At 54.2% G+C, this 24,082-nt stretch carries 15 protein-coding genes, 1 tRNA gene, 1 rRNA gene and 1 riboswitch; of the genes, 11 read left to right on the forward strand and 6 right to left on the reverse strand.

The genetic code is table 11. The features are described from left to right. Positions 1-323 precede the first annotated feature (323 nt). Both rpoB and rpoC read left to right on the forward strand, forming a co-directional pair. A complete protein-coding gene (rpoB, locus tag NQH49_RS01255; RefSeq protein ID WP_256698086.1) occupies positions 324-4,352 on the forward strand; it encodes a DNA-directed RNA polymerase subunit beta in 4,029 nt (1,342 codons plus the stop codon). A 78-nt stretch (positions 4,353-4,430) separates the two neighbouring features. Further along, positions 4,431-8,654: a DNA-directed RNA polymerase subunit beta' gene (gene rpoC, locus NQH49_RS01260; protein ID WP_008108402.1), complete on the forward strand. Its 4,224-nt coding sequence runs from the start codon at positions 4,431-4,433 to the stop codon at positions 8,652-8,654. A gap of 66 nt (positions 8,655-8,720) precedes the next feature. Here the strand turns inward: rpoC and NQH49_RS01265 are convergent, their stop codons facing one another. Continuing rightward, positions 8,721-8,909, reverse strand: a complete 189-nt coding sequence (locus NQH49_RS01265; protein WP_008108404.1) for a DUF1127 domain-containing protein — start codon at positions 8,907-8,909, stop codon at positions 8,721-8,723. 175 nt (positions 8,910-9,084) lie between these two features. On the opposite strand from NQH49_RS01265, the gene NQH49_RS01270 reads away from it, so the two are divergent. Further along, positions 9,085-10,539 (forward strand): aminotransferase-like domain-containing protein, encoded by a 1,455-nt coding sequence (locus NQH49_RS01270; protein ID WP_256698087.1) that lies wholly within the window; start codon positions 9,085-9,087, stop codon positions 10,537-10,539. Positions 10,540-10,692: 153 nt separating this feature from the next. Here NQH49_RS01270 and thiE read toward each other — a convergent pair whose 3' ends face one another. The 3 genes from thiE to NQH49_RS01285 all read right to left on the reverse strand — a co-directional run bounded on the left by thiE (position 10,693) and on the right by NQH49_RS01285 (position 14,189). Beyond that, entirely contained in the window at positions 10,693-11,340 is a 648-nt protein-coding gene (gene thiE, locus NQH49_RS01275) for a thiamine phosphate synthase (RefSeq protein WP_256698088.1), read from the reverse strand. Further along, positions 11,337-13,259: a phosphomethylpyrimidine synthase ThiC gene (gene thiC / locus NQH49_RS01280; protein ID WP_256698089.1), complete on the reverse strand. Its 1,923-nt coding sequence runs from the start codon at positions 13,257-13,259 to the stop codon at positions 11,337-11,339. Before thiC ends, thiE begins: the two co-directional genes overlap by 4 nt. Before the next feature lie 90 nt (positions 13,260-13,349). Further along, positions 13,350-13,450, reverse strand: a riboswitch (TPP riboswitch). Between the two features lie 232 nt (positions 13,451-13,682). Then, positions 13,683-14,189, reverse strand: a complete 507-nt coding sequence (locus tag NQH49_RS01285) for an Rsd/AlgQ family anti-sigma factor (protein WP_008108413.1) — start codon at positions 14,187-14,189, stop codon at positions 13,683-13,685. An 88-nt stretch (positions 14,190-14,277) separates the two neighbouring features. On the opposite strand from NQH49_RS01285, the gene nudC reads away from it, so the two are divergent. The 6 genes from nudC (at position 14,278) to NQH49_RS01315 (ending at position 18,677) form a co-directional block, all read left to right on the forward strand. Further along, entirely contained in the window at positions 14,278-15,051 is a 774-nt protein-coding gene (gene nudC, locus NQH49_RS01290; protein ID WP_256698090.1) for an NAD(+) diphosphatase, read from the forward strand. Between the two features lie 39 nt (positions 15,052-15,090). Next, complete coding sequence (gene hemE / locus NQH49_RS01295; RefSeq protein ID WP_256698091.1) at positions 15,091-16,158, forward strand: uroporphyrinogen decarboxylase; 1,068 nt, start codon at positions 15,091-15,093, stop codon at positions 16,156-16,158. Positions 16,159-16,160: 2 nt separating this feature from the next. Further along, positions 16,161-16,829: a deoxyribonuclease V gene (gene nfi, locus NQH49_RS01300; RefSeq protein WP_008108420.1), complete on the forward strand. Its 669-nt coding sequence runs from the start codon at positions 16,161-16,163 to the stop codon at positions 16,827-16,829. 62 nt (positions 16,830-16,891) lie between these two features. Then, the gene (locus NQH49_RS01305; protein ID WP_256698092.1) at positions 16,892-17,482 is read left to right on the forward strand and encodes a YjaG family protein; all 591 of its coding nucleotides are present in this window, start codon (positions 16,892-16,894) and stop codon (positions 17,480-17,482) included. Between the two features lie 188 nt (positions 17,483-17,670). Next, positions 17,671-17,943, forward strand: a complete 273-nt coding sequence (gene hupA / locus NQH49_RS01310; RefSeq protein ID WP_007886275.1) for a nucleoid-associated protein HU-alpha — start codon at positions 17,671-17,673, stop codon at positions 17,941-17,943. Positions 17,944-18,011: 68 nt separating this feature from the next. Next, positions 18,012-18,677, forward strand: coding sequence for a DUF1481 domain-containing protein (locus NQH49_RS01315; RefSeq protein ID WP_256698093.1), 666 nt, complete (start codon positions 18,012-18,014; stop codon positions 18,675-18,677). A gap of 44 nt (positions 18,678-18,721) precedes the next feature. Here the strand turns inward: NQH49_RS01315 and purD are convergent, their stop codons facing one another. Both purD and purH read right to left on the reverse strand, forming a co-directional pair. Further along, positions 18,722-20,002, reverse strand: a complete 1,281-nt coding sequence (gene purD / locus NQH49_RS01320) for a phosphoribosylamine--glycine ligase (RefSeq protein WP_256698094.1) — start codon at positions 20,000-20,002, stop codon at positions 18,722-18,724. 18 nt (positions 20,003-20,020) lie between these two features. Next, on the reverse strand, positions 20,021-21,610 hold the full coding sequence (gene purH / locus NQH49_RS01325; RefSeq protein WP_256698096.1) for a bifunctional phosphoribosylaminoimidazolecarboxamide formyltransferase/IMP cyclohydrolase: 1,590 nt from the start codon (positions 21,608-21,610) through the stop codon (positions 20,021-20,023). 630 nt (positions 21,611-22,240) lie between these two features. On the opposite strand from purH, the gene NQH49_RS01330 reads away from it, so the two are divergent. Further along, positions 22,241-23,780 (forward strand): 16S ribosomal RNA (locus NQH49_RS01330). 89 nt (positions 23,781-23,869) lie between these two features. After that, positions 23,870-23,945, forward strand: a tRNA-Glu gene (locus NQH49_RS01335). The last annotated feature ends 137 nt before the right edge of the window (positions 23,946-24,082 follow it).

Below are 24,082 nucleotides of genomic sequence, written 5' to 3' on the forward strand. Positions count from 1 at the left end.
CGGGTTGCAGCCTGAGTTACATTAGGCTGATGGCTGGTGACTGTTTAGGTCACCAGCCTTTTTGCGCTACAGGGGAATGATGGCGTTTCGCACTGTTTGTCCGTCATTCCTCTTCAATATCTTTTTCTATCGACGCCTTAATATATCGCTCTCCTGCAAAGGTTCCCTGCCTAAGCAACGGCGATGAAATGATTTAAGAGTGATAGAAAGATGTATTGCATGGGGTGCTGCGCATCGCATGAAAAACAAAAAATAGTGTTGCATGAACTGTCCTTTTCAGGACGGACAGCGTGGTTCGACATGTCAGCTAGCTGAGGAACCCCATGGTTTACTCCTATACCGAGAAAAAACGTATTCGTAAGGATTTTGGTAAACGTCCACAAGTTTTGGACATACCTTATCTCCTTTCTATCCAGCTTGACTCGTTCCAGAAGTTTATCGAGCAAGATCCAGAAGGCCAGTACGGTCTGGAAGCAGCCTTCCGCTCCGTATTCCCAATCTCAAGCTACAGCGGCAACTCTGAGTTGCAGTATGTAAGCTACCGTTTGGGTGAGCCTGTCTTTGACGTAACTGAATGTCAGATCCGTGGCGTGACCTATTCGGCACCGCTGCGCGTGAAACTGCGTCTGGTGATCTACGAGCGCGAAGCGCCGGAAGGCACCGTAAAAGACATTAAAGAACAAGAAGTCTACATGGGTGAGATTCCACTCATGACGGACAACGGTACCTTTGTTATCAATGGTACTGAGCGTGTTATCGTTTCTCAGCTGCACCGTAGTCCTGGCGTGTTCTTCGACAGCGATAAGGGTAAAACGCACTCTTCCGGTAAAGTGCTTTATAACGCACGTATTATCCCTTACCGCGGTTCATGGCTCGACTTCGAGTTTGACCCTAAAGACAACCTCTTCGTCCGTATTGACCGTCGTCGTAAGCTGCCGGCCAGTATCATTCTGCGCGCGTTAAACTTCACCTCAGAACAAATCCTGGATCTGTTCTTTGACAAAGTCGTTTACGAAATCCGCGATAACAAACTGCAGATGGAACTGGTGCCTGAGCGCCTGCGTGGTGAAACCGCCTCCTTCGATATCGAAGCAAACGGCACTGTCTACGTTGAGAAAGGTCGTCGCATCACTGCGCGCCACATCCGTCAGCTGGAAAAAGACAACATTCAGCACATCGAAGTGCCAGTTGAATACATTGCTGGCAAAGTGGTTGCTAAAGACTACGTCGATCTGAACACCGGCGAGCTGATCGTTCCAGCGAACATGGAATTGTCACTGGATCTGTTGGCGAAGCTGAGCCAGTCAGGCCACAAGCGCATTGAAACGCTGTTCACCAACGACCTGGATCACGGTGCGTACATCTCCGAGACCCTGCGTGTTGACCCAACCAACGATCGCTTAAGCGCGCTGGTTGAGATCTACCGCATGATGCGTCCTGGTGAGCCACCAACGCGTGAAGCCGCTGAAAACCTGTTCGAGAACCTGTTCTTCTCTGAAGATCGTTACGATCTTTCTGCGGTTGGCCGCATGAAGTTCAACCGTTCTCTGCTGCGTGAAGAGATCGAAGGTTCAGGTATCCTGAGCAAAGACGACATCATCGAAGTGATGAAAAAGCTTATCGGTATCCGTAACGGTATCGGTGAAGTGGATGATATCGATCACCTCGGTAACCGTCGTATTCGTTCTGTTGGCGAAATGGCAGAAAACCAGTTCCGTGTTGGCCTGGTTCGTGTTGAGCGTGCAGTTAAAGAGCGTCTGTCTTTGGGCGACCTCGATACGCTGATGCCTCAGGACATGATCAACGCTAAGCCGATTTCGGCGGCGGTGAAAGAGTTCTTCGGTTCAAGCCAGCTGTCCCAGTTTATGGATCAGAACAACCCGTTGTCTGAGATTACGCACAAGCGTCGTATCTCTGCTCTGGGCCCAGGCGGTCTGACCCGTGAGCGCGCCGGCTTTGAAGTACGTGACGTACACCCAACCCACTACGGTCGTGTATGTCCTATCGAAACCCCGGAAGGCCCGAACATCGGTCTGATCAACTCACTCTCTGTTTACGCGCAGACTAACGAATACGGTTTCCTTGAAACCCCGTATCGTCGCGTTGTTGACGGTAAAGTGAGTGATGAAATTCATTACCTCTCTGCAATTGAAGAGGGTAACTACGTTATCGCTCAGGCGAACACCAACCTCGCAGAAGATGGCAGCTTTGTTGACGATCTCGTCACCTGCCGTAGCAAGGGTGAGTCAAGCCTGTTCAGCCGCGATCAGGTTGACTACATGGACGTTTCCACCCAACAGGTGGTTTCTGTCGGTGCGTCACTGATTCCGTTCCTGGAACACGATGATGCTAACCGCGCCTTGATGGGTGCGAACATGCAACGTCAGGCGGTTCCAACTCTGCGCGCTGATAAGCCGCTGGTTGGTACCGGTATGGAGCGTGCAGTAGCGGTTGACTCCGGTGTAACTGCCGTCGCGAAACGTGGTGGTACCGTTCAGTACGTTGATGCTTCTCGTATCGTTATCAAAGTTAACGAAGAAGAGATGTATCCGGGCGAAGCGGGTATCGACATCTACAACCTGACCAAGTACACCCGTTCTAACCAGAACACCTGCATCAACCAGATGCCGTGTGTCAATCTGGGTGAGCCGATTGAGCGTGGCGACGTGCTGGCAGATGGCCCGTCTACCGATCTCGGTGAACTGGCGCTGGGTCAGAACATGCGCGTGGCGTTCATGCCATGGAACGGTTACAACTTCGAAGACTCCATCCTCGTATCCGAGCGTGTGGTTCAGGAAGACCGTTTCACCACTATTCACATCCAGGAACTGGCATGTGTGTCTCGCGACACCAAGCTGGGGCCAGAAGAGATCACCGCTGATATCCCGAACGTGGGTGAAGCTGCGCTTTCTAAACTGGATGAATCCGGCATCGTGTATATCGGTGCGGAAGTGACCGGTGGCGACATTCTGGTTGGTAAGGTAACGCCGAAAGGTGAAACCCAGCTGACGCCAGAAGAGAAACTGCTGCGTGCGATCTTCGGTGAAAAAGCCTCTGACGTGAAAGATTCGTCACTGCGCGTTCCGAACGGCGTATCCGGTACGGTTATCGACGTGCAGGTCTTTACCCGCGATGGCGTGGAAAAAGACAAGCGCGCGCTGGAAATCGAAGAGATGCAGCTGAAGCAGGTTAAGAAAGACCTGTCTGAAGAACTGCAAATCTTTGAAGCGGGCCTGTTCGGCCGTATCCAGGCAGTACTGATCTCGGGTGGTGTTGAAGCTGAGAAGCTGGACAAACTGCCACGTGAGCGCTGGTTGGAGCTGGGCCTGACTGACGAAGAGAAGCAGAATTCTCTGGAGCAGCTGGCTGAGCAGTACGACGAGCTGAAGCACGAGTTTGAGAAGAAACTTGAAGCGAAGCGTCGCAAGATCACTCAAGGCGATGATCTGGCACCAGGCGTGCTGAAAATCGTTAAGGTGTATCTGGCCGTTAAACGTCAGATCCAGCCTGGTGACAAGATGGCAGGTCGTCACGGTAACAAGGGTGTTATCTCTAAGATCAACCCTATCGAAGACATGCCTTACGATGAGAACGGTACGCCGGTCGATATCGTACTGAACCCGCTGGGCGTACCATCGCGTATGAACATCGGTCAGATCCTGGAAACTCACCTGGGTATGGCGGCGAAAGGCATTGGTGAAAAAATCAATGCGATGCTGAAGAAGCAGGAAGAAGTCTCCAAACTGCGTGAGTTCATCCAGCGTGCTTACGATCTGGGCACTGATGTGCGTCAGAAAGTTGACCTGAACACCTTTACAGACGACGAAGTACTGCGTCTGGCAGAAAACCTGAAGAAGGGTATGCCAATCGCGACTCCGGTGTTTGACGGTGCGAAAGAGAGCGAAATCAAAGAGCTGTTGCAGCTCGGCGGCTTGCCTTCTTCCGGTCAGATCACCCTGTTCGACGGCCGTACCGGTGAGCAGTTTGAGCGTCAGGTAACCGTAGGTTACATGTACATGCTGAAACTGAACCACCTGGTCGACGACAAGATGCACGCACGTTCTACCGGTTCTTACAGCTTGGTTACTCAGCAGCCGCTGGGTGGTAAAGCGCAGTTCGGTGGACAGCGCTTCGGTGAGATGGAAGTGTGGGCACTGGAAGCATACGGTGCCGCGTATACCCTGCAGGAAATGCTTACTGTTAAATCTGATGACGTTAACGGCCGTACGAAGATGTATAAAAACATCGTCGACGGTAACCATCAGATGGAACCGGGCATGCCGGAATCCTTCAACGTACTGTTGAAAGAGATTCGCTCGCTGGGTATCAACATCGAGCTGGAAGACGAGTAAGTACTCGCAAGTACTGGTTACGGGACGTGCACTTCGGGTGCGCGTCCCTGAGAGTTCCACTCCGACGGGAGCTAATCCGTGAAAGACTTACTTAAGTTTCTGAAAGCGCAAACTAAGACCGAAGAGTTTGATGCGATCAAAATTGCTCTGGCCTCGCCAGACATGATCCGTTCATGGTCTTTTGGTGAAGTTAAAAAGCCGGAAACCATTAACTACCGTACCTTCAAGCCTGAGCGTGACGGTCTTTTCTGTGCCCGTATTTTCGGACCGGTAAAAGATTACGAATGCCTGTGCGGAAAGTACAAGCGTTTAAAACATCGCGGCGTGATCTGTGAGAAGTGTGGCGTTGAAGTTACACAGACCAAAGTACGTCGTGAGCGCATGGGCCACATTGAGCTGGCTTCTCCAACTGCGCACATTTGGTTCCTGAAATCACTGCCTTCGCGTATCGGCTTGCTGCTGGATATGCCACTGCGTGATATCGAGCGCGTGCTGTACTTCGAATCTTATGTGGTTATCGAAGGCGGCATGACCAACCTGGAAAAACGTCAGATTCTGACGGAAGAGCAGTATCTTGACGCGCTGGAAGAGTTCGGTGACGAATTCGACGCGAAGATGGGTGCGGAAGCTATCCAGGCGCTGCTGAAAAATATGGATCTGGAGCAAGAGTGCGAGCAGCTGCGTGAAGAGCTGAACGAAACCAACTCCGAGACCAAACGTAAAAAGCTGACCAAGCGTATCAAGCTGCTGGAAGCATTCGTTCAGTCTGGTAACAAGCCAGAGTGGATGATCCTGACCGTTCTGCCGGTTCTGCCGCCAGATCTGCGTCCGCTGGTACCGCTGGATGGTGGTCGTTTCGCTACGTCGGATCTGAACGATCTGTATCGTCGCGTGATCAACCGTAACAACCGTCTGAAACGCCTGCTGGATCTGGCTGCGCCAGATATCATCGTACGTAACGAAAAACGTATGCTGCAGGAAGCGGTTGATGCACTGCTGGATAACGGCCGTCGCGGTCGCGCCATCACTGGCTCGAACAAGCGTCCGCTGAAATCTCTGGCAGACATGATCAAAGGTAAACAGGGTCGTTTCCGTCAGAACCTGTTGGGTAAACGTGTTGACTACTCTGGCCGTTCAGTTATCACCGTTGGTCCATACCTGCGTCTGCATCAGTGCGGTCTGCCGAAGAAAATGGCTCTTGAGCTGTTCAAACCGTTCATTTACGGCAAGCTGGAACTGCGTGGCCTGGCCACCACCATCAAAGCCGCGAAGAAAATGGTTGAGCGCGAAGAAGCTGTCGTTTGGGATATCCTGGACGAAGTGATCCGCGAACACCCGGTACTGCTGAACCGTGCACCAACTCTGCACCGTTTGGGTATCCAGGCGTTTGAACCGGTTCTGATCGAAGGTAAAGCAATCCAGCTGCACCCGCTGGTTTGTGCGGCATATAACGCCGACTTCGATGGTGACCAGATGGCTGTTCACGTACCGCTTACGCTGGAAGCCCAGCTGGAAGCGCGTGCACTGATGATGTCGACCAACAACATTCTGTCACCCGCGAACGGCGAGCCAATCATCGTTCCTTCACAGGACGTTGTTCTGGGTCTGTACTACATGACCCGCGACAAAGTGAACGCCAAAGGCGAAGGCATGGTGCTGACTGGCCCGAAAGAAGCTGAGCGTGTTTACCGCGCTGGCCTGGCCGAGCTGCATGCACGCGTTAAAGTGCGTATCACTGAATACACAAAGAACGAGCAGGAAGAGTTCGTTGCGAAAACCAGCATTATCGACACCACCATTGGTCGTGCGATTCTGTGGATGATCGTTCCGAAAGGCCTGCCTTACTCCATCGTCAACCAGGCGCTGGGTAAGAAAGCAATTTCCAAGATGCTGAACACCTGTTACCGCATCCTGGGCCTGAAGCCGACCGTTATCTTTGCTGACCAAACCATGTACACCGGTTTTGCTTACGCAGCCCGTTCAGGTGCCTCTGTAGGTATCGACGACATGGTGATTCCAGCGAAGAAAGCGGAAATCGTAGCCGAAGCGGAAGCGGAAGTTGCTGAGATTCAGGAACAGTTCCAGTCTGGTCTGGTAACTGCTGGCGAACGTTACAACAAAGTTATCGATATTTGGGCCGCCGCTAACGAACGCGTTTCCAAAGCGATGATGGATAACCTGCAAACTGAAACCGTGATCAACCGTCATGGCGAAGAAGAGCAGCAGGTATCGTTCAACAGCATCTACATGATGGCCGACTCCGGTGCGCGTGGTTCTGCTGCACAGATTCGTCAGCTGGCCGGTATGCGTGGTCTGATGGCTAAGCCAGATGGCTCAATCATCGAAACGCCGATCACCGCGAACTTCCGTGAAGGTCTGAACGTACTCCAGTACTTCATCTCCACGCACGGTGCGCGTAAAGGCCTTGCGGATACCGCACTGAAAACTGCTAACTCCGGTTATCTGACGCGTCGTCTGGTAGACGTAGCGCAGGATCTGGTTGTTACCGAAGATGACTGCGGCACGTTCGAAGGCATCATGATGACTCCGGTCATCGAAGGTGGCGACGTTAAAGAGCCGCTGCGTGAGCGTGTACTGGGTCGTGTAACGGCTGAAGACGTTCTGAAGCCGGGCACTGCAGACATCCTGATCCCGCGTAACACCCTGATCGATGAGCACTGGTGTGATGTGATCGAACTGAATTCAGTCGATGCGATCAAAGTGCGCTCTGTTGTTGGCTGTGAAACCGACTTCGGTGTGTGCGCACACTGCTACGGTCGCGATCTGGCACGTGGTCACATCATCAACAAAGGTGAGGCCATCGGTGTTATCGCAGCACAGTCCATCGGTGAGCCGGGTACTCAGCTGACGATGCGTACGTTCCACATCGGTGGTGCGGCATCTCGTGCGGCTGCTGAATCCAGCATCCAGGTGAAGAACAAAGGTACTATTAAGCTTACCAACGCGAAGTCTGTAACCAACTCCTCAGGAAAACTGGTTATCGTTTCACGTAACGTTGAGCTGAAGATGATCGACGAGTTCGGTCGTACCAAAGAGAGCTATAAAGTGCCTTACGGTGCGGTTATGGCTAAAGGTGATGGCGAGCAGGTTGCAGCGGGCGAGACCGTAGCAAACTGGGATCCACATACCATGCCGGTAATCACCGAAGTGGGCGGTTTCATTCGCTTCACTGACATGATCGACGGTCAGACCATTACGCGTCAGACTGATGACTTGACCGGTCTGTCATCGCTGGTGGTTCTGGATTCTGCAGAACGTACTGCGGGCGGTAAAGATCTGCGTCCTGCGCTGAAAATTGTTGATGCCAACGGAAATGATGTTCTGATTCCAGGTACCGACATGCCAGCACAGTACTTCCTGCCGGGCAAAGCGATTGTTCAGCTGGAAGATGGCGTTAAGATCAGTGCCGGTGACACGCTGTCGCGTGTTCCGCAAGAATCTGGCGGTACCAAGGATATTACCGGTGGTCTGCCGCGCGTTGCTGACTTGTTCGAAGCGCGTCGTCCGAAAGAGCCAGCAATCCTGGCGGAGATCAGCGGTATCATCTCCTTCGGTAAAGAGACCAAAGGTAAGCGTCGTCTGGTAATCACGCCGGTTGATGGTAGCGATCCGTATGAAGAGATGATTCCAAAATGGCGTCAGCTTAACGTATTCGAAGGTGAGCGCGTAGAACGTGGTGACGTCGTATCTGACGGCCCAGAGTCTCCGCACGACATCCTGCGTCTGCGTGGCGTCCATGCTGTTACCCGTTACATCACCAACGAAGTGCAGGAAGTTTACCGTCTGCAAGGCGTTAAGATTAACGATAAACACATCGAAGTCATCGTTCGTCAGATGCTGCGTAAAGCAACTATCTCGAGCGTGGGAAGCACCGACTTCCTGGAAGGTGAGCAGGCTGAATACTCTCGCATCAAGATCTCTAACCGTGAACTTGAAGCGAATGGCAAAATCGGCGCGACATTCATGCGCGATCTGCTGGGTATCACCAAAGCGTCACTGGCAACCGAATCGTTCATCTCTGCAGCATCGTTCCAGGAGACCACACGTGTCCTGACCGAAGCAGCAGTTGCAGGTAAGCGCGATGAACTGCGCGGCCTGAAAGAGAACGTAATCGTGGGTCGTCTGATCCCAGCCGGTACCGGTTATGCTTATCACCAGGATCGTATGCGTCGCCGCTCTGCGGGTGAAGCACCGGTTGCACCGCAGGTTACTGCGGATGAAGCCTCTGCTAGCCTGGCTGAATTGCTGAACGCCGGTCTGGGCGGAAGCGACGACGAGTAATTCGTCTGCTAAAGCTGACCAATAAAAAACCCTGCCTCGGCAGGGTTTTTTTTCGTCTTGATTTTGTCAGAACTTACGGCAGACATCTTCGCGTGTCAGTCCGATATCCCGCAGCTGATTGTCACTCAGTTTTGACAGGATGCGATGCGTTTCCCGCCGTGCTTTCCAGTGTTTAACCATACGTACTGCGCCACGGAAGATATCCAGTAAAGTGACATCAAAAGGTTTAGCCGCGCGGTTTTGATCGAATTCCATAATCCTTGCCCTCAGTAGGTTGCCTGAGATGCATTGTCCAATTCCTGCGTATTATGATACAGACGCAAAAATCACTTATCTTTAACATACAGATTGCGCTGTGATGAATCTGAATGGTAATAATAAGGGCTATCTGTACTGGTTTGTTATGATCTAAGGCTTAGTGAGGCATACGATGACGCGCTACCAACATTTGGCATGTTTGCTTTCGGATCGAATTGAGCAGGGGCTGTATCGCAGCGGCGAGCGCTTGCCATCGGTGCGCACGCTTAGCCTGGAACACGGCGTGAGTATCAGTACCGTTCAGCAGGCATATCATCTGCTGGAAGAGAAACAGCTGATCGTGCCGCAGCCTCGATCCGGGTATTTCGTTGCAACGCGCAAAGCGACGCCGCCGATGCCCGCCATAACCCGACCGGCACAGCGCCCGGTGGAAATCACACAGTGGGAATCTGTGCTGGAGCTGCTCAGCAGCAGGACTAACAGCGATGTATTGCAACTCGGCAGCGGTATTCCCGATCTCACTCAGCCCACGTTGAAACCGCTGTGGAAAATTCAGAGCCGCATGGCGCAGAGGCAGGAAATTGATCAGCTCAACTATGACAGTTTGTTGGGCGTCGCGGCATTGCGCGAACAGGTTGCGCGTCTGACGATTGACAGCGGTTGTCAGCTCACGGCAGAAGATATCGTGATTACCACTGGCTGCCATGAAGCGTTGTCGATTTCGATTCGTGCAATATGCCAGGCCGGTGACATCATTGCGGTTGAGTCGCCCACTTTCCACGGCACCATGCAAACCCTGCGCGGCTTCGGCATTCGCGCTATTGAAATTCCTACCGATTCGGTCACAGGCATCAGCCTGGAAGCGCTGGAACTGGCGTTCGAGCAGTGGCCGATCAAAGCGGTGGTGGTAGTGCCCAACTGCAATAATCCGCTGGGCTTCATCATGCCGGAATCTCGCAAACGTGCGCTGGTTACGCTGGCGCAGCGTTTCGATGCCGCGATTATTGAAGACGATGTGTATGGTGAGCTGGCGTGGGAATATCCGCGTCCGGTTACCATCAAGTCGTTGGACCACGATGGCCGCGTGTTGTTGTGCAGTTCGTTCTCCAAAACGCTGGCGCCGGGATTGCGGGTCGGTTGGGTGGCGCCGGGGCGCTATCGCGATCGCGTGCTGCATATGAAATACATCAGCACCGGGTCGACGGCCACACAGCCGCAGCATGCGGTCGCCGAGTTTATACGCCTTGGTCATTATCTGCCGCATTTGCGGCGCATGCGTCAGGTGTATCAACGCAACTACGAAACCTTTAGCTGTTGGGTGCGCCACTACTTCCCGTGCGGGATTTGTGTGTCGCGTCCGCAGGGCAGTTTCCTGATGTGGATTGAATTGCCAGAGGCGTTTGACGCGGTCAGGCTCAATACCGAATTGCGTGAGCTGAACATGCAGGTTGCGGTGGGCTCGCTGTTTTCGGCCTCGGGCAAGTATCGCAACTGCTTGCGCCTGAATTATGGTTTGCCAATGAATGAGCATACGGAACAGGCGATAGCCCAACTCGGTGCAGCAGTAGAACGTGCCATGCTGGCTTGTAGTGTGGAAACCGTACATACCTCCTCCCTGACTATGTGAAGAAAGGCAGGGCTGGGAGAGGTTAAGACCAGCCCTGGCCCGCTGCAAGCGACAGCGGGCAGGCACACTTTAGCTTTATCAGGAAAGGGCGCTAGCCATCACATCACGCTGCTGCGCGACAGATTCCAGCGTTTCATCCTCACTTACCACGCATTACATTACTTTTGCAGGTTCGATTCCATTTTCCACCAGTGACAGCAACTGCTGCGTTGCTGCGCGCCAGTCTGCGGCCTGGGTAATCGCACTCACCACCGCAATACTGCCCACGCCGGTAGCCAGCACTTCAGGCACGCGCGCCAGTGAAATACCGCCAATCGCCACGGTTGGCACATCCTGTAAACGCGACAGATGGCGTTTCAATTCCACCACGCCCTGCGGCGCAGATGGCATGTCTTTGGTTTGCGTAGGATAGATGTGGCCAAGCGCAATGTAAGAAGGGCGCAGCGCCAGCGCTCGATCCAGCTCGGCATCGTCATGCGTCGATAAACCCAGGCGCAATCCCGCCTCACGAATGGCCGCCAGATCGGCGACATCGAGATCTTCCTGGCCAAGGTGCACGCCATAAGCATGATATTTAATGGCTAAGCGCCAGTAATCATTGATAAACAGGCGTGCCCGATACTGTTTGCCAAGCGCAATCGCCTCGCGCACGGCATCTTCCACCTCATGATCTTCACAATCTTTGATGCGCAGCTGAATGGTGCGCACACCGGCTTCCAGCAAGCGCGCGATCCATTCCACGCTATCGACAACCGGATACAGCCCCAGTTTTGGGGCCGTGGCAGGAAAGGTGTCGGTCATACATTTTCCTCTTTAAGGGTATCGGCAGCGTGATAAAGCCCGCCGCCACGATTGCGGAAGGCATCTGACATTTGCGCCATACCAATCTCAATCGGCTGGGCTTCAGCCTGCTGGCGGGCGGCAAACTCGCGCACTTCCTGAGTAATTTTCATTGAGCAGAATTTCGGGCCGCACATTGAGCAGAAGTGCGCCACTTTGCCTGATTCCTGCGGCAAAGTTTCATCGTGATAGGCGCGTGCGGTGTGCGGATCGAGCGCCAGATTGAACTGATCTTCCCAGCGAAATTCAAAACGCGCTTTCGACATCGCATTGTCGCGGATCTGCGCGCCCGGATGACCTTTCGCCAGATCCGCTGCGTGCGCGGCGATCTTGTAGGTGATCAGCCCTTGCTTCACATCCTCTTTATTCGGCAAACCGAGGTGCTCTTTCGGCGTCACGTAGCACAGCATTGCGCAGCCGAACCAGCCGATCATGGCCGCACCGATGCCAGAAGTGAAATGGTCATAGCCGGGCGCGATATCGGTGGTGAGCGGGCCAAGCGTGTAAAACGGCGCTTCGTGACAATGCTCAAGCTGTTCAGTCATATTGCGACGAATCATCTGCATCGGCACGTGTCCCGGACCTTCAATCATCACCTGCACATCATATTCCCAGGCGATTTTAGTCAGTTCGCCCAGCGTATGCAGTTCGGCAAATTGTGCCTCATCGTTGGCATCCTGAATTGAACCGGGACGCAGGCCGTCGCCGAGCGACAGCGCCACATCGTAGGCGGCACAAATTTCACAAATCTCGCGGAAGTGCAGATAGAGGAAGCTTTCGGTGTGATGCGACAGGCACCATTTCGCCATAATCGAGCCGCCGCGCGACACAATGCCGGTCAGCCGGTTGGCCGTCATCGGCACATAGCGTAGCAATACGCCAGCGTGAATGGTGAAGTAGTCAACGCCTTGTTCCGCTTGCTCCAGCAGCGTGTCGCGGAAAATCGCCCAGTTGAGATCTTCTGCAATGCCGTTCACTTTTTCCAGCGCCTGATAAATCGGCACTGTACCAATCGGCACCGGGCTGTTTCGCAAAATCCACTCGCGCGTTTCATGGATGTAGCGGCCGGTTGAGAGATCCATCACGGTGTCTGCGCCCCAGCGCGTCGACCACACCAGCTTCTCCACTTCTTCTTCAATCGATGAACTCACCGCCGAGTTACCAATATTGGCATTTACCTTCACCAGGAAGTTGCGGCCGATGATCATCGGTTCGGATTCGGGATGGTTGATGTTAGAAGGAATGATGGCGCGGCCGCTGGCGACTTCCTGGCGAACAAATTCAGCGGTGATATTTTCCGGCAGATTAGCGCCAAAGCTGTGGCCCGGATGCTGCTGTAGCAGCACTTCACCGCGAATACGCTCGCGGCCCATGTTTTCACGCAGCGCAATAAACTCCATCTCCGGCGTGATGATGCCCTGTCGCGCATAGTGCAGTTGGGTAACCCGGCGACCCGCTTTGGCGCGGCGCGGTTGTGGCAGATATTCAAAACGCAGGTGATCCAAGCCTTCATCCGCCAGACGCTGCTGCGTGTAGCTGGAACTTAGCTGGCGGATAGTTTCACTGTCGTCACGTTCTTCGATCCAGTTGGCGCGCAGCCTGGCGAGTCCCTGATGCACATCAATAGTGGCTTGAGGATCGCCATAAGCACCGGCGGTGTCGTATACCGGCACCGCTTCATTCGGCTCATATTGCGGATGTTCTTTGCTGCCGCCGATATGTGTCGGGCTGAGCTGTATCTCACGCATCGGCACGCGAATATCCGCGCGGCTGCCGGTGATCCAGATACGTTTGGAGTTGGGGAAAGCGGTTCCCTGCAGGGAATCGATAAATTCTTGCGCCTGAGCGCGCTGTTCACGACGAGACGTTTTAGCAGACATAGCAAGTTTCCGGTAAAGGTTGGAAGTTGCTTGTCCAGAGTTCGGAAGGAGTAACAGCGACGATGCTGGGCGCCAGCTTGCAACGTGCTGATGATGTCTACTCTTGTTCCCTTCGCAGGTACTAACCTGATCAGGTTCCGCGGATCCCGAATTAACGGTCTCAGCCCCGGAGGGCACTCCGACAAGGTTGTGTTTTGTGGTTTAAGCTACTTTGCTTGCCATTTTGCACCTGGGCAGTGCTCGTGACCGTCACGTACTACGTGTACGCTCCGGTCCCTGCGCGCTGTCCGAGTGCAAACTGGCTGCGCACGCTACGCTTAAACCGCAAAATTTGGCTCTTCATGTTTTGAAGAGGCAATAAAAAAGCCCATTCAGCATAAGAGGGCTTTTCTTGAATAACAAGTTTTTTACAACTTCAGGATGTTAAGCCGGGCGGGCGATGACGCTGTCATTGGCCACCGGCGGGCGCGCCAGCTGGTGATCCCAGGCGAGCTGCACCAGCTTATCTTCCAGCGTAAAGCGCGATTCCAGCACTTCACCGACTTCGGAGAGCGCGGTTTGAAAATCCACGCAATTATCATCGTTAATCGCTTGCTGCAGATGGGTGTCGTAAAGCTGCATGATGCGATCGGTATTCGCCTCAAGTGCCGGATAAATCTGCGCGGCCACGATTAATGGGCTATCACCCTGCATCTCACTAATGATGTGTTCATACACGCTGAAATGGCCGGTAGACAGGTAATCTACCAGGTTGTGACAAAACGCATCCAGCGCCTGTTCATCCAGCGCAGTTAACGCATCTTTTTGTGGCTTCATGCCAATAAGCTCGTAGTAAGTGACGAGCAGCTGTCGACGGGCGCGCAGCCATGAATCCACCAATTCATTTCTGCCACCGACACGCTCTGTCAGGTTCTCTAACTGGTTAAGCATATGGGGCTCCAGGTAGGTTATAGTTGTTAATTACACACTTAATATTAGGATTTCAGCGTGCGATTTGACGCTAAGGACAACGATTAAGATGCAACGTGAGATCTCAAGCTTAGACGCTGGTTGGTGGGTTGTCAGCCATGAGCAAAAACTTTGGATGCCGCAGGGTGAATTGCCGCATGGCTTAGCCAGCGATTTTGGCCTGAACGGCAGCAACGGCATGTTGATTGGCGAGTGGCAGGGCGAGAATGTCTGGCTGGTACGCGAGTCGCGCCCGGACAGCATGGGCTCGGTGCGCCAACTGATTGATGAGGATGTCGGCCTGTTCCAAATCGCCGGGCGTGGCGTGCAGCTGGCGGAGTTTTACCGTTCGCATCGCTGGTGCGGCTATTGCGGCCATGAGATGCACATCAGCAAACGCGAATTTGCCTGCTTGTGCAATCATTGCCGCGAGCGCTATTACCCGCAAATTGCGCCGTGCATCATCGTGGCCATCCGTCGTGGCGATGAGATCCTGCTTGCCAATCATGCGCGTCATCGCAACAACATCTATACCGTGCTGGCAGGGTTCGTCGAAGTGGGCGAAACCTTAGAACAAGCGGTAGCGCGGGAAGTGATGGAGGAGAGTAACGTGCGGGTGAAAAACGTGCGTTACGTGACCTCGCAGCCGTGGCCGTTCCCGCACTCCCTGATGATGGCGTATATGGCGGAATATGATGGCGGCGATCTGCAACACGACGGCAAAGAGCTGCTGGATGCCGGTTGGTATCGCTATGACAATCTGCCGCTGTTACCGCCGCCCGGCACGGTGGCGCGTCGCCTGATTGAAGATACTGTTGCCCTGTGTCGCGCCAGCGCGGCGTGAAAATGCTACACTGCCGGCCTTAGCATGAGAGAGCCCATTATGAGTGAACTGAAGAACGATCGTTATCTGCGCGCCCTGTTACGTCAGCCGGTAGATGTCACGCCGGTATGGATGATGCGACAAGCTGGGCGCTATTTGCCGGAGTACAAAGCCACGCGCGCTGAAGCCGGTGATTTTATGTCGCTGTGTAAGAATGCTGAGCTGGCGTGTGAAGTCACGCTGCAACCGCTGCGTCGCTATGCGCTGGATGCGGCAATCCTCTTCAGCGATATCCTCACCATTCCGGATGCGATGGGACTTGGGCTCTACTTTGAGACCGGCGAAGGCCCGCGTTTCTCCAACCCGATCACCTGTCGTGCGGATGTCGACAAACTGCCGGTGCCGGATCCAGAGCATGAACTCGGTTATGTGATGAACGCGGTGCGTACCATTCGTCACAACCTGAAAGGCGAAGTGCCGCTGATCGGTTTCTCCGGCAGCCCGTGGACGCTGGCAACCTACATGGTTGAAGGCGGCAGCAGCAAAGCCTTCACAAAAATCAAAAAGATGATGTACGCCGAGCCGCAAACCCTGCACAAATTGCTGGATAAGCTGGCGGACAGCGTGATTCTTTATCTCAATGCGCAGATCAAAGCTGGCGCGCAGTCGATCATGGTGTTCGATACATGGGGCGGCGTGCTGACCGGACGCGACTATTGCGAATTCTCGCTCTATTACATGCATAAAATCGTCGATAGCGTGCTGCACGAGAACGAAGGTCGTCGCGTACCTATTACGCTGTTCACCAAAGGTGGCGGCCAATGGCTGGAAGCGATAGCCGCGACCGGCTGTGATGCGCTGGGGCTCGACTGGACCACCGATATCGCCGATGCGCGTCGTCGCGTAGGTGACAAAGTGGCGCTGCAGGGCAACATGGATCCTTCCATGCTGTATGCACCGCCTGCGCGCATCGAGCAGGAAGTAGCCGGGATTCTTGAAGGTTTTGGCGCGGGCGAAGGCCACGTGTTTAACCTGGGCCACGGCATCCATCCAGACGTACCGCCTGAGCATGCCGGTGCGTTTGTAGAAGCGGTGCATCGTCTGTCACGTCCTTATCATCAGGGCTGATGGTGGATTTAGCCGCACTACGCCAGGAACAGTTGCAACGCGCTGCTGATGTGGTGCGGCAGGATGATTTCGACGTGCTGCCGCCGCGTTTTATTGGTGGCGCCGACGTAGGTTTTGAACAGGGCGGTGAGATCACACGCGCTGCTCTGGTCATCCTCGAGTATCCATCCTTAACGCTGGTGGAACATCGCATTGCACGCGTGGCCACTACCATGCCGTATATTCCGGGCTTCTTATCCTTCCGCGAAATGCCGGCACTGCTGGAAGCCTGGCAGCAACTCTCCCACATGCCCGATCTGCTGTTTGTTGATGGTCACGGTATTTCCCATCCGCGTCGGCTTGGCGTGGCGGCGCATTTCGGATCGCTGGTGGATGTGCCTACCATTGGCGTAGCGAAGAAGCGTCTATGCGGGCGTTTTGCTGAGCTGGACGCTGAGCCAGGCAGCCGTCAGCCGCTGCTCGACAAAGGTGAGCAGATTGGCTGGGTATGGCGCAGTAAAGCGCGCTGTAATCCGCTGTTTATCTCGACCGGCCATCGGGTCAGCATGGATAGCGCCTTGCATTGGGTGGAAGCCTGTACCGCAGGCTATCGTTTGCCGGAACCGACGCGTTGGGCGGATGCTGTCGCCTCTGGACGCCCGGCCTTTCTGCGCTGGCAAAATACGCCTTAACGCTGTTTGTGCCCGGCTTTTGCGGTACACTGCCGCCAGCTAACCTATTGAGAGTAAGTTTGATGTTACAGAATCCCGTCCATTTGCGTCTGGCGAAGCTTGAAAGCTGGCAGCATATGACTTTCATGGCCTGCCTGTGCGAGCGTATGTTCCCCAACTATTGGGCTTTCTGTCAGCAGACCGAATTCGCCGATCCGCAACTCTATCGCCGCATCCTCGATCTAATCTGGGAAAGCCTGACGGTCAAAGATGCCAAAATCAATTTCGACGGTCAGCTGGAGAAATTTGAAGCGGCGATCCCTGATGGTGACGATTTCGAGGTTTACGGTGTGCATCCGGCGATTGATGCCTGCGTGGCATTAAGTGAACTGCTGCATGCACAACTCAGCGGCGAAACGCTGGAGCACGCCATTGAAGTCAGCCGTACATCGATCACCACCGTGGCGATTCTGGAAATGACGCAGGCCGGTCGCGAAATGACCGACGAAGAGCTGCGTGGAAATCAGGCGGTAATCGATGAATGGGACCTGCAGTGGGAGATTTTCCGCCTGCTGTCGGAGTGCGAAGAGCGCGACCTCGAATTGATTAAAGGCCTGCGTGCAGACCTGCGCGAAGCGGGAATCAGTAACATCGGTATACTTTTTCAGCAATAAGGCAAGAAAACGTGACTTCAGGCCCGAATTACCGCGCCTGGAGGCTTCACATCGGCCCCCTGTCTGGTCTACATTTGGGGGGCTGAAAATTGTGGCTATCGGTGCGTGCCGGCTGAACAAGGCCTGAGAAGGGCTTTTCCCTCGCACTCGTTGCTTAGCAAGCGATAAATACACTTTAAGGATAACTTATGAACAAGACTCAACTGATTGATGTGATCGCAGAGAAAGCTGACCTGTCTAAAACCCAGGCTAAGACTGCGCTGGAATCTACCCTGGCTGCGATCACTGAGTCTCTGAAAGAAGGTGATGCTGTACAACTGGTTGGTTTTGGTACTTTTAAAGTGAACCACCGCGCTGAGCGTACCGGTCGCAACCCGCAGACTGGCAAAGAGATCAAAATTGCAGCGGCTAACGTGCCAGCGTTCGTTTCAGGCAAAGCTCTGAAAGACGCTGTTAAGTAAGTTTCCGCATTGCGGTTTAGCTTTAAAAGAGGGGGCGTTAGCGCCCCTTTTTGTTGCCGGGACCTGCCATGCTGAATTCAATTCCTCAGCGCGTGTGCGCCCTGTTATTCGGTGCGCTACTTACGGGCTGTAGCTCCACTCCTGATCTTCCTGCCTTTACGGCGAGCGGCTATCTGGCCGACCGCGGCACCGTGCGCATCTGGCGCAAGAATAGCGACCATCAAGTGGTTCATCTGCGAACGGTCTTCACGCCCTTTAATGGCGATGCGATGGAAACCACTGATTACAACTGGCAGCAGCAGAAGCTGATTAGCGTCGAACGACGCGTCGCGGGTGCACAGCCGGATGATGTCACCTTACGCTTCGATCATCAGGGCAATCTCAATTTCATGCAGCGCCAGCTGGCGGGACGACGTGAAGCAGTCAGCGCTGATAGCGTTGAGCTGTATCGCTTCGATGCGCAGCGCATGCTGGATCAGAGCAATGCGTTGCTTGCAGGCCGCGTATTGCTGCGTCAGGGCCATTGGCTGGGCGGCAATCAGGTACGAGAGTGCGATGACAAGCTGGTGAATGCGGCCTTTGATCGCGTCACGCTGTATACGCTAAGTCGCCAGCAGCAGAGCCAGTCTGCGCCGTTGATGGTGTCGTGGCTGGAAGCGCCGGAAGGTGTGCAACTGCTACGTGCTACGCCGGATGACGAATGCAGCTGGCAGCCAAAAGAGAGTGATTTCTAGCAGGCAGATAAGTGAAGGGGCACATGCTGTGCCCCTTTGCGTACTTATTTGCGGTTAATGGCGCGATAACCGATATCACGGCGGCAGAAGCTGCCATCCCACGAAATATGCTGCGCCAGCGCATAAGCGTTCTTCTGCGCAGCGGCTACATCGTCGCCCAGCGCGGTCACGCACAGTACGCGGCCACCGTTAGTCACCACCAGATCGTCTTTCATGGTGGTACCAGCGTGGAACACTTTGCCGTCCGGCACTTCTTCGAGCGGCAGACCATGAATCTGATCGCCTGTGTTGTAATCGCCCGGATAACCACCCGCCGCTAACACCACGCCGAGAGAGGGACGCGGATCCCACTGCGAGGTTTGCTGATCCAGTTTGCCATCGGTAGCCGCCAGACACAGCTCAACCAGATCCGACTGCAGACGCAGCATGATTGGCTGAGTTTCCGGATCGCCGAAGCGGCAGTTAAACTCGATCACTTTAGGTTGACCGGCTTTATCGATCATTAAACCGGCATACAGAAAACCGGTATAGATGTTGCCTTCAGCTTTCATACCGTTAACGGTTGGCCAGATGATCTGATCCATTACGCGCTGGTGGATCTCATTGGTCACCACTGGCGCCGGAGAATACGCGCCCATGCCGCCGGTGTTTGGACCGGTATCGCCATCGCCGACACGCTTGTGATCCTGGCTGGTGGCCATCGGCAGCACATTGTTGCCGTCGACCATCACGATAAAGCTGGCTTCTTCGCCATCAAGGAACTCTTCAATCACGATGCGGTGACCGGCATCGCCGAACGCATTGCCAGCCAGCATATCCTGCACAGCAGCTTCGGCTTCCGCCAGTTCCATCGCCACGATCACGCCTTTACCGGCGGCGAGACCGTCAGCTTTAATGACGATCGGTGCGCCTTTCTCGCGCAGATAGGCCAGCGCAGGCTCCACTTCGGTGAAGTTCTGGTATTCGGCGGTTGGGATCTGCTGACGTGCCAGGAAATCTTTGGTGAACGCCTTTGAACCTTCCAGCTGGGCGGCGGCTTGCGTTGGGCCAAAGATCTTCAGACCTGCCGCACGGAACGCATCAACCACACCCATCACCAGCGGCGCTTCCGGGCCAACGATGGTCAGATCGATTTTTTCCTGCTGCGCAAAAGCCAGCAGCGCGGCAACGTCGGTGGCGCTGATTGCCACGTTTTGCAAAGCCGGCTCAAGCGCGGTGCCCGCATTGCCAGGCGCGACAAACACGGTTTCGGCCAGTGGCGATTGTGCCGCTTTCCATGCCAGCGCGTGCTCACGTCCGCCATTACCAATCACTAAAATTTTCATCTGTACTGCTCCCAACAATTAATGGCGGAAATGACGCATGTCAGTAAAGATCATCGCGATGCCGTGCTCATCAGCGGCGGCAATCACTTCATCATCACGGATTGAACCGCCTGGCTGAATCACGCAGCTGATGCCGACAGCCGCTGCGGCGTCGATACCGTCGCGGAACGGGAAGAATGCATCAGACGCCATTGCGGAGCCTTTCACTTCCAGACCTTCATCACCCGCTTTGATGCCGGCAATTTTGGCCGAGTAAACGCGGCTCATCTGGCCGGCGCCAATGCCGATGGTCATATTGTCACGTGCGTAGACGATGGCATTGGATTTAACGAACTTCGCCACTTTCCAGCAGAACAGCGCATCACGCAGTTCCTGCTCAGTTGGCTGACGCTTGCTGACGACGCGCAGCTGGCTAGCATCGACCATGCCCAGATCGCGATCCTGAACCAGGACGCCGCCGTTAACGCGTTTGAAATCCAGCGCCGCAACACGACCTTGCCACTGACCACACACCAGAACGCGCACGTTCTGCTTGGCCGCAGTCACTTTCAGCGCTGCTTCGCTGGCGGATGGCGCGATGATCACTTCAACAAACTGACGGCTGATGATCGCCTGTGCGGTGGCTTCGTCCAGCTCGCGGTTGAAAGCGATGATGCCGCCGAAAGCAGAAGTCGGGTCAGTTTTGTAGGCACGTTCGTAAGCCTCAAGAATCGAACCGCCAACAGCCACGCCGCATGGGTTAGCGTGTTTAACGATCACGCAAGCGGCTTCGTCGAACTCTTTCACGCACTCGAGTGCGGCATCGGTATCGGCGATGTTGTTGTAAGAGAGCGCTTTGCCCTGAACCTGCTGCGCGGTGGCAACAGAAGCTTCAGCAACATTCTCTTCTATATAGAAGGCAGCATCCTGATGGCTGTTCTCGCCGTAACGCATATCCTGCTTCTTAATGAAGTTGAGGTTAAGCGTGCGCGGGAAGCGGCCGGCCGGCTCTTTGCTGTCGCTGTGATAAGCCGGCACCAGGCTACCGAAGTAGTTGGCGATCATGCTGTCATAAGCGGCAGTGTGTTCGAAGGCTTTGATGGCCAGATCGAAACGCGTTTCTAGCGTGAGCGAGTTTTCGTTGGCATCCAACTCGGCAATGATCGCCTCGTAATCGCTGCTCTTGACCACAATCGCCACGTCTTTATGGTTCTTCGCCGCTGAGCGAACCATAGTTGGGCCACCGATATCGATGTTCTCAACCGCATCAGCTAATGAGCAATCAGGTTTGGCAACGGTTTGTGCGAAGGGATACAGGTTGACGACCACCATGTCGATTGGGTTGATGGCGTGTTCAGCCATGATCGCATCATCCTGACCACGACGACCCAAAATGCCGCCATGCACTTTCGGGTGCAGCGTTTTGACGCGTCCATCCATCATTTCCGGAAAACCGGTGTAGTCAGAAACTTCGGTGACGGGCAGGCCCGCATCTGCCAGCAGACGTGCGGTACCGCCTGTGGAGAGCAGCTCAACACCACGACTGGAGAGTGCCTGAGCAAATTCGAGGATACCGGCTTTGTCAGAGACGCTGAGTAGAGCGCGGCGTACAGGACGACGTTGTTGCATGGTGGTTTTATCCCTTGGCTTTGTTTCGCGTAAAAAAGAGCGTTACATCAAGCTTAGTGTCTCTCTTCTATATAGAAGGAAACGCTTGCCTCATGTAACGCCCCAAAAGGGGCATCCTTGACGTCGCCAGGCATTGTAGCGAAAACGTTTGCGTGATGCTCGCCTAAATTCATTTGTGCGGCAGAGTGTGGATAACACTGTGTGTAACTGCGTATAAGGCGGGGTTTTGCTGTGGAATGCAGCGAACGGTTGTTTTTATTGAATTTAGCGGTTGCGCGCTGAGAACAACTCCCTATAATGCGCATCCATCAACACGGCACAACGGTTTACGAAATGCGGTGTTGGTGAGGAAGATTCGACAAGAACTTCCGCCGGATGAAAACGCTGAAAAAAGTGTTTGACTCCGAAGGAGAGTAGCGTAGTATACGCCACCTCGCGACAGACGGTTCAGCCGCTGCTCGCAACGCTCTTTAACAATTTATCAGACAATCTGTGTGGGCACTCGCAGGATTGATATCAGCGTCTCCGGACGCAACAAAATATCAAAGCCTCACGAGTGAACACATAATGAAATTCATTATGACGTTTTACAGATGAGCACCGCTGAACTTGTTTCAGCAAATCAAACTTAAATTGAAGAGTTTGATCATGGCTCAGATTGAACGCTGGCGGCAGGCCTAACACATGCAAGTCGAACGGTAGCACAGAGAGCTTGCTCTCGGGTGACGAGTGGCGGACGGGTGAGTAATGTCTGGGAAACTGCCCGATGGAGGGGGATAACTACTGGAAACGGTAGCTAATACCGCATAACGTCGCAAGACCAAAGTGGGGGACCTTCGGGCCTCACACCATCGGATGTGCCCAGATGGGATTAGCTAGTAGGTGGGGTAATGGCTCACCTAGGCGACGATCCCTAGCTGGTCTGAGAGGATGACCAGCCACACTGGAACTGAGACACGGTCCAGACTCCTACGGGAGGCAGCAGTGGGGAATATTGCACAATGGGCGCAAGCCTGATGCAGCCATGCCGCGTGTATGAAGAAGGCCTTCGGGTTGTAAAGTACTTTCAGCGGGGAGGAAGGCGGTGAAGTTAATAGCTTCACCGATTGACGTTACCCGCAGAAGAAGCACCGGCTAACTCCGTGCCAGCAGCCGCGGTAATACGGAGGGTGCAAGCGTTAATCGGAATTACTGGGCGTAAAGCGCACGCAGGCGGTCTGTCAAGTCGGATGTGAAATCCCCGGGCTTAACCTGGGAACTGCATTCGAAACTGGCAGGCTAGAGTCTTGTAGAGGGGGGTAGAATTCCAGGTGTAGCGGTGAAATGCGTAGAGATCTGGAGGAATACCGGTGGCGAAGGCGGCCCCCTGGACAAAGACTGACGCTCAGGTGCGAAAGCGTGGGGAGCAAACAGGATTAGATACCCTGGTAGTCCACGCCGTAAACGATGTCGACTTGGAGGTTGTTCCCTTGAGGAGTGGCTTCCGGAGCTAACGCGTTAAGTCGACCGCCTGGGGAGTACGGCCGCAAGGTTAAAACTCAAATGAATTGACGGGGGCCCGCACAAGCGGTGGAGCATGTGGTTTAATTCGATGCAACGCGAAGAACCTTACCTACTCTTGACATCCAGAGAACTTAGCAGAGATGCTTTGGTGCCTTCGGGAACTCTGAGACAGGTGCTGCATGGCTGTCGTCAGCTCGTGTTGTGAAATGTTGGGTTAAGTCCCGCAACGAGCGCAACCCTTATCCTTTGTTGCCAGCGGTCCGGCCGGGAACTCAAAGGAGACTGCCAGTGATAAACTGGAGGAAGGTGGGGATGACGTCAAGTCATCATGGCCCTTACGAGTAGGGCTACACACGTGCTACAATGGCGCATACAAAGAGAAGCGACCTCGCGAGAGCAAGCGGACCTCATAAAGTGCGTCGTAGTCCGGATCGGAGTCTGCAACTCGACTCCGTGAAGTCGGAATCGCTAGTAATCGTAGATCAGAATGCTACGGTGAATACGTTCCCGGGCCTTGTACACACCGCCCGTCACACCATGGGAGTGGGTTGCAAAAGAAGTAGGTAGCTTAACCTTCGGGAGGGCGCTTACCACTTTGTGATTCATGACTGGGGTGAAGTCGTAACAAGGTAACCGTAGGGGAACCTGCGGTTGGATCACCTCCTTACCTGAAGATACCTTCCCGCGCAGTGCTCACACAGATTGTCTGATAAAAAGTAATGAGCAAGACGGCTGCGAAGTCGTGACACTACTCGTGTCCCCTTCGTCTAGAGGCCTAGGACACCGCCCTTTCACGGCGGTAACAGGGGTTCGAATCCCCTAGGGGACGCCACTTGCTTGGTGACAGGTGAAAGGTGTCTCCACGAAGTATCTCAAAACTGACTTAACCGTCATGTTTGAGATATTGCTCTTTAACAATCCGGAACAAGCTGAAAATTGAAACGACGTGTTGGTTCATTTCTCCGTAAT

This window comes from Pantoea trifolii, from assembly GCF_024506435.1.
Lineage (GTDB): Bacteria > Pseudomonadota > Gammaproteobacteria > Enterobacterales > Enterobacteriaceae > Pantoea > Pantoea trifolii.

Excerpts from the sequence above, each read along its gene's own strand:
- NQH49_RS01305 (WP_256698092.1), top strand. The coding sequence starts at position 16,892 with ATGTTACAGAATCCCGTCCATTTGCGTCTGGCGAAGCTTGAAAGCTGG.
- purD (WP_256698094.1), bottom strand. The coding sequence starts at position 20,002 with ATGAAAATTTTAGTGATTGGTAATGGCGGACGTGAGCACGCGCTGGCA.
- thiC (WP_256698089.1), bottom strand. The coding sequence starts at position 13,259 with ATGTCTGCTAAAACGTCTCGTCGTGAACAGCGCGCTCAGGCGCAAGAA.
- thiE (WP_256698088.1), bottom strand. The coding sequence starts at position 11,340 with ATGACCGACACCTTTCCTGCCACGGCCCCAAAACTGGGGCTGTATCCG.
- NQH49_RS01315 (WP_256698093.1), top strand. The coding sequence starts at position 18,012 with ATGCTGAATTCAATTCCTCAGCGCGTGTGCGCCCTGTTATTCGGTGCG.
- hemE (WP_256698091.1), top strand. The coding sequence starts at position 15,091 with ATGAGTGAACTGAAGAACGATCGTTATCTGCGCGCCCTGTTACGTCAG.
- hupA (WP_007886275.1), top strand. The coding sequence starts at position 17,671 with ATGAACAAGACTCAACTGATTGATGTGATCGCAGAGAAAGCTGACCTG.
- NQH49_RS01285 (WP_008108413.1), bottom strand. The coding sequence starts at position 14,189 with ATGCTTAACCAGTTAGAGAACCTGACAGAGCGTGTCGGTGGCAGAAAT.
- nudC (WP_256698090.1), top strand. The coding sequence starts at position 14,278 with ATGCAACGTGAGATCTCAAGCTTAGACGCTGGTTGGTGGGTTGTCAGC.
- NQH49_RS01265 (WP_008108404.1), bottom strand. The coding sequence starts at position 8,909 with ATGGAATTCGATCAAAACCGCGCGGCTAAACCTTTTGATGTCACTTTA.
- NQH49_RS01270 (WP_256698087.1), top strand. The coding sequence starts at position 9,085 with ATGACGCGCTACCAACATTTGGCATGTTTGCTTTCGGATCGAATTGAG.
- purH (WP_256698096.1), bottom strand. The coding sequence starts at position 21,610 with ATGCAACAACGTCGTCCTGTACGCCGCGCTCTACTCAGCGTCTCTGAC.
- rpoB (WP_256698086.1), top strand. The coding sequence starts at position 324 with ATGGTTTACTCCTATACCGAGAAAAAACGTATTCGTAAGGATTTTGGT.